The organism is Amycolatopsis sp. WAC 01376 (assembly GCF_003947415.1).
Lineage (GTDB): Bacteria > Actinomycetota > Actinomycetes > Mycobacteriales > Pseudonocardiaceae > Amycolatopsis.
Map to the genome: position 1 here is coordinate 212,007 of NZ_QHKL01000004.1, position 6,004 is coordinate 218,010.

Below are 6,004 nucleotides of genomic sequence, written 5' to 3' on the forward strand. Positions count from 1 at the left end.
AGCTACCTACTTAGACTAGCCTTACCTACCCCCGACCCACGGAGGCGCCGGTGTCCGCAACGGCCACCACCAGCCGGAGCGTCCTGCGCCAGGCCATCTCCGGGCAGCGACGTCGAGTCACGCTCGCTTCCGTGCTCGCCGCCGGACATCAAGGCGGTGAAGCACTCGTCCCGGTGATCATCGGGGTGGTGATCGACCAGGCGGTCGCCGGCGGTTCCGCGGGCACGCTCGTGTTCTGGCTCGCCGTGCTCGGCGTGGTCTTCGCGGGACTGTCCTACAGCTACCGCTTCGCCGCGAGAGCGGCCGAAGGCGCCTCGCTGCGGGCGGCGCACGATCTCCGCATCGCGATCAGCCGCCGCGTCCTGCATCCCGGCGGTGGCGCCGAAAACGGCAAGCTGGCGGGTGAACTGGTCAACATCGGCACCAGCGACGCGCAGCGGGTCGGCGTGGTGAACGCGGCGCTGCCGTTCGGGATCGCCGCGCTCGCCGGGGTGCTGGTCAGCGCCGTCGCCCTGCTGCGCATCTCGCTTCCGCTGGGTCTTCTCGTGCTCCTGGGCACGCCTCCGCTGCTGTACCTCGCGCATCTCATCGGCAAGCCGCTGGAACGCCGCAGCGAGGCCGAACAGGAGCGCTCCGCGCACGCTTCGGGCGTCGCCACGGATCTGGTCTCCGGCCTGCGGGTGCTCAAGGGCATCGGCGCCGAGCCCGCCGCCGTCGCGCGTTATCGGGACACCAGCCAGAACTCGCTCAAGGCCACCTTGCGCGCCGCAAGGGCGAAGGCGTGGCACGACGGCGCGGTGCTGGCGCTGACCGGCGTCTTCATCGCGGTCGTCGCCCTCGTCGGCGGGCATCTCGCGTCGTCGGGGGCGATCAGTGTCGGCGATCTCGTCGCCGCGGTGGGGCTGGCCCAGTTCCTGCTCACCCCGTTCCTGATCTTCTCGTGGGTCAACGGCGAACTGGCGCAGGGCCGTGCGTCGGCGTCCCGGGTCGCCGACCTGCTGACCACGCCTGTGGCGGTCGAACCGGGTGACGGCGAACTCCCCGCCCCCGCCGGCGGGAACGTCAAGTTCACCCAGGTGTCGTACCGCAGCCTCCGCGGGGTCGACCTCGACATCCCGGCAGGGCAGCTGATCGGCGTCGTCGCCGCCGATCCGGCCGCCGCGACCGATCTGCTCGACTGCCTCGGCCGTGCGGGCGATCCCGCCGAGGGCCAGGTCCACGTCGACGGCGTCGATCTGTCCACTGTGGACCCGGACCGGGTGCGGGAGGTCGTCCTGGTCGCCGCGCACGACGCGGACCTGTTCGAAGGGACGCTGGCGGAGAACGTCCACGCCGGTGGCCGCGAATCCGGCGACGCGCTGGCCGCGTCGGCCGCGGACGAGGTCGCGGCGGCGTTGCCGGACGGCACCGCGACCGCGGTCACCGAACGCGGGCGTTCCCTCTCCGGCGGGCAGCGGCAACGGGTCGCGCTCGCCCGCGCGCTCGCCGCGGACGCGCCGGTGCTCGTCGTCCACGATCCGACGACGGCGGTGGACACGGTGACCGAGGCGAAGATCGCCACCGGGCTCGCCCGGCTACGACAAGGACGGACCACGATCCTGGTGACCACGAGCCCCGCCCTGCTCGCCGTGACGGACCGCGTCGTCGTCCTCGACGGCGGCCGGATCACCGGCGAGGGCGGCCACGCCGAACTCGCCCGCGACCGCGCCGACTACCGCGCGGCGGTGTTGTCATGACGCGCGAACTGCTCCCCACCGCCGACGGCAAGCGGATCCGCGCGGTCCTCGGCGAACTGCTCCGCACCTCGAAGGCCCGTGCCGCCGGCGCGCTGGCGATGCTCGTCTGCGCGACCGCGATCGGGCTGCTCACCGCACGCCTGCTCGGCCACATCGTCGATCTGGTCATCGAAAAACGGCCCGCGACCGAACTGACCACCCCCGTGGTGGCATTGGTGCTGGTCGCCGTCGGGCAGGCGATCGCGACGGCACTGGGTGTCTCGCTGACCGCGAAGCTCGGCGAAACGCTGCTGGCGGAACTGCGCGAACGGTTCGTCGACCGGGCGCTCGGTCTCCCGCTGGAGCAGGTCGAACGCGCGGGCTCCGGCGACCTGACCGCTCGCGTCACCAACGACGTCACGGTGGTCGCGAGGGCGGTCCGTGAGGCCCTGCCCGAACTGGGCCGGTCGGTGCTCACCATCGTGCTGACCCTCGGCGCGCTCGCCGTCCTCGACTGGCGGTTCCTGCTGGCCGCGTTGCTGGCGACGCCGATCCAGCTGCACACCGTGCGCTGGTACGTCCGCAACGCCGTGCCGTTGTACGCGAAGCAGCGGATCGCGACCGGTTCACAGCAACAGCAACTGCTCGACACGATCGGCGGCGCGAAGACCGTCCGCGCGTTCCGGCTCGCCGACGCCCACGTCGAGCGGGTCCGGCAGCGGTCCGAGGGCGCGATGGACCTGATGCTGCGCGGTGTGCGGCTGATGACGAAGTTCTTCGCCCGGCTCAACCTGGCCGAGTTCGTGGGCCTCTCGGCCGTGCTCGCGGCCGGGTTCCTGTTGGTGGGCGCCGACGCGGTGACCGTCGGCGCGGCGACGGCGGCGGCGTTATACTTCCACAGCCTGTTCGGTCCGATCAACAGCGCGCTGGCGCTGGTGGACGACGCGCAAGCGGCCGCCGCGAGCCTCGCCCGGCTGGTCGGTGTCGCCGATCTGCCAGCCCCGCGCGAACCCGAGCTGCCCGCGAAACCCGTTGACGCGTCGGTGAAGGCGGCCGGGCTCTGTCATTCCTATGTGGACGGACATCCGGTGCTGCGGGACGTCGACCTCAGCCTCTCCCCCGGTGAACGGGTCGCGCTGGTGGGCGCGAGCGGAGCCGGGAAGACGACGCTCGCCAAGCTGATCGCCGGGATCCACACCCCGGACTCCGGGACGATCGCCGTCGGCGGCGTTCCGCTCGACGAGCTCGGGCCGTCCGCCACCCGGCAGGCCGTCGCGCTGATCAGCCAGGAGGTGCACGTCTTCGCCGGTTCGCTGGCGGACGACCTCCGGCTCGCCCGCCCCGGCGCCACCGACGCGGAGTTGCTGGCGGCGTTGGAAAAAGTCGGCGCGCGCGGCTGGGCCGAGGCACTGGACGAAGGTCTCGCGACCGTCGTCGGCGAAGGCGGGCACCAGCTGACCGTCACCCAATCCCAGCAGCTGGCGCTGGCCAGGCTGGTCCTCGCGGACCCGCCGATCGCGATCCTCGACGAGGCCACCGCCGAAGCCGGGAGCGCGGGCGCGAAAACCCTCGAAGCCGCCGCGGCCGCCGCATTGGAAGGCCGGACCGGTCTCGTCGTCGCGCACCGGCTGACACAGGCCGCTGCGTCGGACCGCGTCGTCGTGCTCGAGGCGGGCGTGATCGTCGAAAGCGGGACACACGAGGAGCTCGTGGCCTCCGGTGGTCAGTACGCAACGCTTTGGGCGGCATGGTCGGACAACCGTTCACGGACGTGACCCGGGACGCACCGTCACCGGTTGCAATCGGGCGGTCCGCGTCTTAGGTTAGCCAAACCTGATTCTCGATTAATCCGGCATTGCGCCGGACCGCCGATCACGAAGGACGGATGATGGCCCGAATCCCCACCCTCTCCGCCGTGCGCGGGCGCCTGAAGACCGCCGGCCTGCTGGCGTCCACCCTGGTGCTGGCCGCCTCGCTCACCGCGTGCGGAGGAGGCGGCGAGTCGGCCACCCCGGCCGCGCAGAACTCCGCCGGCTCCGCGGTGGACGCGAACGCGTTCCCGACGACGATCGAGCACAAGTACGGCAGCACCACCATCACGCAGGAGCCCAAGCGTGTGGTCACGGTCGGCCTGACCGAGCAGGACGCGCTGCTGGCGCTGGGCGTGGTCCCGGTCGGTGTCACCGACTGGCTCGGCAAGTTCCCCGGCACCATCGGCCCGTGGGCGACCGACAAGCTCGGCGGCGCCGCGCTGCCCGAGGTCCTCAAGGACGTGGACGGACCGCAGTACGAGAAGATCGCCGCGCTGAAGCCGGATCTGATCATCGCGCTGTACTCCGGGCTCACCAAGGAGCAGTACGACAAGCTGAGCCAGATCGGCGTCCCGGTCGTCGCGCAGCCCAAGGAGTACAACGACTACGGCATCCCCTGGAACGAGGCGACCAAGAAGGTCGGCCAGGCCGTCGGACGCGCCACCAAGGCGAACGAACTGGTCAAGGGCGTCGAGGACAAGTTCGCCCAGGCTCGCAAGGACCACCCGGAGTTCGCCGGCAAGTCGGCCCTGATGGCGTCGACCTACGAGGGCTACTTCGTCTACGGCAGCCAGGACGGTCGCTCGCACATCCTCGAATCGCTCGGTTTCAAGCTGCCCGCCGACCTCGACGCCGCCATCGGCGACAAGTTCGGCAAGAGCCTCAGCGCCGAACGGACCGACCTGCTCGACCGCGACGCGCTCGTGTGGCTCATCGACACCCCGGCCAAGGCGCAGGAGATCCTCGGCAAGGACGCGCTCTACAGCGGACTGAAGGTGTCGAAGGAAAAGCGTGAGGTCTTCATCGAGAACGAAGGCACCTATGGCAGCGCGGTCTCCTTCGTGACCGTGCTGAGCCTGCCGTACGTGATCGACCGGATCGTCCCGCAGCTCGCCGCCGCGGTCGACGGTGACCCGAAGACCGAGGTCAAACCGGCCAACTGAGCCGTTTCCTCTTGAGTACATGAAGGACCCCTTCCTTGCGCCTGGCGCAAGGAAGGGGTCCTTCATGTACTCGCGCAAGATGTGAAGGTCGAGTTTCCTCGGCTGAGCCGAGGGAAGGGGGCCTTCACGGACCGGGCCTGACATCAACCGCAGCCGGAATCCATGTAGCTACATCCTTGGCGATGATTACCACTCACGAACCCCAGAAGTTGTGCAGTGGAACGGTGATCTGCTTCAACCAGGTCTTCGTGGTGAAGTCCCGGGCCTTGATGACCACCGAGCCAGGTGAGACCTCGACCTGCAGCCCTTGGTTGAACGCGCCGCCTAGGGACACTTCCCCGCCCTTGCCGTCGTCCGTCCAGCCGGTCTGCACGGCGGCGGTGTTGACGACGGTGAACCCTTCGAGATTCCCGGTGCCCGGCACCACCCGGCGGACCACCCAGTCCGACAGGTTCAGATCCCAGTGCGTGTGCCCGGAGAAGAGGAACACGTCCCGGTGGCGGCCGAGGATCGAAAGCAGCCTGTCGGGCTGGAGGTAATCGGACCGGTAGAGCTTGTTGTGCGTACCGGAAACGGTGTTGGGCAGCGGATGATGGGTCAGCACCATCACCGGGCTGCGCCGGTTCGACCAGTACCGGAGGCGCTGTTCGAGCCAGGTGAACTGCCGGTCGCTCATCCAGACCTCGTCCCACAGTTTGGGGTCGTGGTACTTCGCGTACTGCTCGGTTCCGAGGCAGAGCACCGGAACACCGCCGAACGACGTCTCGGAGTAGACGGTGTTGCGGCCCGCGAACCGGTAGAAGCTGCGGAAGAGTGAGTCCTCGGTCGTCCCGTTGGGCCAGGTCTCCTGCGCGAGGGTGTCGGGGTCCCGCCACTTCGGGACGTAGAACTCGTGGTTGCCGATGGCCCACGCGACCTCGCGCGGATGCGGATGCTTGTCGAAGGTCGAGCGAAGCTGGGCGTACTCGAAGTCGTAGCCGCGCGGGGTGAGGTCCCCCGCGATACCGAGTCCCGCGCTGCCGGGGTTGATCGCGTGCAGGTCGTCGAGCGCCTTGCCGAAGTCGGCGAGATCCCCCTGGATGTCGCTGAGGATGTTGAAGCGGACGACCGGCCAGTGCGGTCCCCACTTCGCTTGCCCCTGGGGTTGCGCCTCCGCCTCACCCGGCAGCATCGCTGCCCCTGCCGCCGCACCACCGGCGGCCACCATGAACGCTCTTCGATCCATAACCCGAACGCTACTCACGTTTTATGGCCGGATTCGGTCGCGCTTCTGAACAACGCAAGTCCGTGAAGGCCTCCTTGAGGGACTCTGGGT

The 6,004-nt window shown here is 69.6% G+C and carries 4 protein-coding genes; 3 read left to right on the plus strand and 1 reads right to left on the minus strand.

Annotated features, from left to right (window positions below; translation table 11 throughout):
- Window positions 1-50 precede the first annotated feature (50 nt).
- From DMH03_RS23825 to DMH03_RS23835, 3 genes are all read left to right on the plus strand, one after another.
- Complete coding sequence (locus tag DMH03_RS23825) at window positions 51-1,736, plus strand: ABC transporter ATP-binding protein (protein ID WP_125794229.1); 1,686 nt, start codon at window positions 51-53, stop codon at window positions 1,734-1,736.
- Window positions 1,733-3,490, plus strand: a complete 1,758-nt coding sequence (locus DMH03_RS23830; protein ID WP_125794230.1) for an ABC transporter ATP-binding protein — start codon at window positions 1,733-1,735, stop codon at window positions 3,488-3,490. Before DMH03_RS23825 ends, DMH03_RS23830 begins: the two co-directional genes overlap by 4 nt.
- Window positions 3,491-3,603: 113 nt before the next feature.
- A complete protein-coding gene (locus DMH03_RS23835; RefSeq protein WP_125794231.1) occupies window positions 3,604-4,689 on the plus strand; it encodes an iron-siderophore ABC transporter substrate-binding protein in 1,086 nt (361 codons plus the stop codon).
- Between the two features lie 193 nt (window positions 4,690-4,882).
- On the opposite strand, the gene DMH03_RS23840 is transcribed toward DMH03_RS23835, so the two are convergent.
- The gene (locus DMH03_RS23840; RefSeq protein WP_233611605.1) at window positions 4,883-5,914 is read right to left on the minus strand and encodes a metallophosphoesterase; all 1,032 of its coding nucleotides are present in this window, start codon (window positions 5,912-5,914) and stop codon (window positions 4,883-4,885) included.
- Window positions 5,915-6,004 lie beyond the last annotated feature (90 nt).